Raw genomic sequence first — 3,140 nt, 5'->3', positions numbered from 1 at the left:
CCTGCTCGATCTCTGCACGAATCGCCGCCGCTCGCTGATGGTTCCGCATCGGGTGCTCCCTTCGGGGCACCAGCGTCGGAGGAGCGAGCCGTCGGTGTCAGGACGGGGGTGGGCGAGGTGGTACGAAGGACGGCACCCTCGAACGGATCCTGTACGCCTTGGCTGGTGATTTACGCGACCGAGGACAGATCGACTTGAGTGAGGCGTTCATCGACGGCACGTTCGTGAGTGCCAAAAAGGGGGGCCCTGCGTCGGGAAAACGAAGCGTGGCAAGGGGACCAAGATCATGGCCATTGCAGACGGCTCTGGTCTTCCTCTCGCCATCTGCATCGAAAGTGCTTCGCCGCATGAGGTCACGCTCGTCGACCGAACGCTCGATACCTGCTTCCTCGCCCAGCTCCCCAAGCGCCTCATTGGCGACAAAGCCTACGACAGCGATGCACTCGACGCGCGGCTCGCGGAGGAGCGGGGGATCGAGCTGATTGCGCCCAATCGCTCGAACCGCAAGCGCCTTACCCAAGACCTCCGCCCGCTCCGCCGATACAAGCGCCGCAGGAAGGTAGAGCGCCTCTTCGCCTGGCTCCAGAGCTTCCGCCGCATCGTGGTTCGGTACGAGCGTCACGCCGAAAACTTCCTCGGCTTCGTCCATCTCGGATGCATCGTCGTGTACCTCAGGGCGCTCCTGGACGGTTTATGAGATGAGTTCTAATGTCCCGCAGTAGTGCTAAGGGGTCATCTTTGATCTCTAATGCCGCAACGTAAGCGCGGATCGCGTCCACCACTCGGAATGCCAACCGCGCCCGATCCCCTTCGGCCATGAGTTCCTTAAAGCGGGCTTCCTCCTCGGGGGTAGGCTGTCGCCGCTGCGTTAGCTCTACGATGTCCGTAGGTTCGGGCGGCGCTATGGGCTTAGCGGGCGCCGTCGGCGCAGAAGGTGCCGGGGGCGGGTTTGCCGCCGCAATGCCAGCGGCGGATGACATGGCGGCGAAAATCAGGAATGCAGACGGGCGAGCCACGGGGCGGAGCGTACACGAGCCGACAAACGGTGGGAAGGGTGGATCTTCGCATCGGACGAACCGGAGCGCCCCGAGGGCTGCGCCGTGCGCCGTGCGCCGAGAGCACCCCGAGGGCTGCGCCGTCGAGCACGACCGCGCCGAGCACCCCGAGGGCTGCGCCGAGCGTCGAGAGTGCCCCGAGGGCTGCGCCGCGCGTCGATAGCGCCCCGAGGGCTGCGCCGCGCGTTGAGAGCGCCCCGAGGGCTGCGCCGTTCGTCGCGAGGGCTGCGCCGTCGAGCACGACCGCGCCGAGCGTCGATAGCGCCCCGAGGGCTGCGCCGCGCGTCGATAGCGCCCCGAGGGCTGCGCCGCAGAGCACGACGCGAGTTCGTGCTGGGGTCGATTTCGTGCCATAACACGAAATGTCGCGAGGGCTGCGCCGAGCGTCGCGAGGGCTGCGCCGTCGAGCACGACGTGCCGAGCACGCGCCGCCTCGCGAGGGGCTGCGCCGTCGCTTCGTGGTTATGGTTTCGGCTCGGTTGGTATATGTATGAACCCGAGGTCAGCGCTTTTAATGAACAGCAAGCGACCTCCGGCCAAATCTGCGAGATTTTCGAGCTGGGCGGGAATGATCACGTTCAACGTCATGACAAGGGCCTGGATCGCGTCAATTCCTTTGGTGTGCCGTCGGATGACGTGATCGGGGCCAGGGCCGATGATTTCGTATTCAACCAACCAATCTGGCCCCTTTTCGTCACGTCTCGGAACCCCTAATCGAACGCGTACGACACGCCGCCGCCTTGTCCCATTCTCGATGAAGGTGAGCTTACGCTCGGCCATTATTTGCATTTGCGGAGTCTTACGCAATTCCTAATGCAAGTCCCTAGCATGTCGTTGCTTGCGGAATAACATGCTCGCTTCATGTCCCTGTCTTGAACCTCTGCGCATCGTGCCTCGCGTGCTTCCGCGTGGGCATAACACGCTTCTTCACACGGATCGACATAGCCCATTTGGGGACAGGCCGGTTCGGCCGTCGCAACTGGCTCCATCTGTAGAAATGCGAAGACAATGGCCAATGGCGCCATAATGCCGGCAACGGCAGTGGTTCTTAATCGGTTGGACACGCAAACCTCCCATGCAAGCGATCTGCATTCGCTCGCCTTTATGGTAGGGGATGGCCGGTGCTGTGTCTAGCTTCTGGGAGACGTCCGTGGGCTACGCCGTCGAGCACGACCGCGCCGAGCACGACCGCGCCGAGCACGACCGCGCCGAGCACGACCGCGGAGGGCTGCGCCGTTCGGGGCGAACGTGTCAAGAAGTCTGCGCCGTCGAGCACGACCGCGCCGAGCGCGCAAGGGGGGATCCGCCGCGCCGAGGATCGCCCCCTCGTGTGATGTGTGATCACGTGGTTGTGTGATCGGATCACACGGACCGCGGATCACACATCACACGGAAGCGCCCCCCTTCCGCCCTTGACTCCAGCATTGCCATTGACACGCGCCCCCGGACCCGTTCGCGCACGACCGCGCCGAGCGCCCCGAGGGCTGCGCCGTCGAGCACGACCGCGGCGCCACGCCGCGTCAGTGACGGGCGGTATTACTGTAATAACTCGTCCGGAGGGGGCGTAATAGCTCACGGAACGGCCGCCCGTGCGGGACCCGTAGAGTACGATTTGAGGGGGGATCCCTTGACTCTCGCTGAGATGACCGGAACCTAGCGGAATTATTATAGAGTAACGCGATTTGCGCTTCAGGTACTCTACGTAGAGTACCGCCCGCGCGTAGAGTACCTTTTTCGCCCCCCTCCGGACGCTATGACGCGCCCCCCCAGCGACGGCTGCGCCGGGGGATGTACTCCGCGCGGAGTACATCTCGCGCGCCGCGCCCCTTTGCGCCTTGCGCCCCCTGGAAATGGGCCGGTAGGCTGTCTCCATGGCGCTTGATCCGAAATCCAAGCAACGGGGCGCGCGCATCGATCCGAGCCTGGTCCTAGCTGGGGGCGCGATCGTGGCAGGGCTCCTAACACTACTGCGGGACATTAGAATCAAGCAAGAGGGGTTGGCGCATGTTGGTGGCGTGGGATGGCGGCTCTCTACAGGAGGACCCGTGCATGACATCGCCGGTGCGGTGACAGAATGGGCACCGT

At 64.2% G+C, this 3,140-nt stretch carries 2 protein-coding genes and 1 pseudogene; 2 read left to right on the top strand and 1 reads right to left on the bottom strand.

Annotation, left to right across the window (positions count from 1 at the left end; translation table 11 throughout):
* Nucleotides 1-188: 188 nt before the first annotated feature.
* Nucleotides 189-697, top strand: a pseudogene (locus tag QHF83_RS53100) (IS5 family transposase); the annotation flags it as partial.
* Between the two features lie 212 nt (nucleotides 698-909).
* Here QHF83_RS53100 and QHF83_RS53095 read toward each other — a convergent pair.
* Nucleotides 910-1,374 (bottom strand): hypothetical protein, encoded by a 465-nt coding sequence (locus QHF83_RS53095; protein WP_282425846.1) that lies wholly within the window; start codon nucleotides 1,372-1,374, stop codon nucleotides 910-912.
* Nucleotides 1,375-2,926: 1,552 nt separating this feature from the next.
* Here QHF83_RS53095 and QHF83_RS53090 point away from each other — a divergent pair.
* Nucleotides 2,927-3,140: hypothetical protein (locus QHF83_RS53090; RefSeq protein WP_282425845.1), on the top strand; the 214-nt coding region annotated here is incomplete at its 3' end.

This window comes from Polyangium sp. 15x6 (assembly GCF_029960785.1).
Classification (GTDB): Bacteria; Myxococcota_A; Polyangia; order Polyangiales; family Polyangiaceae; genus Polyangium.
The sequence above is the reverse complement of the archived record's forward strand: the minus strand, read 5'-3'. Positions and strand labels throughout refer to the sequence as shown.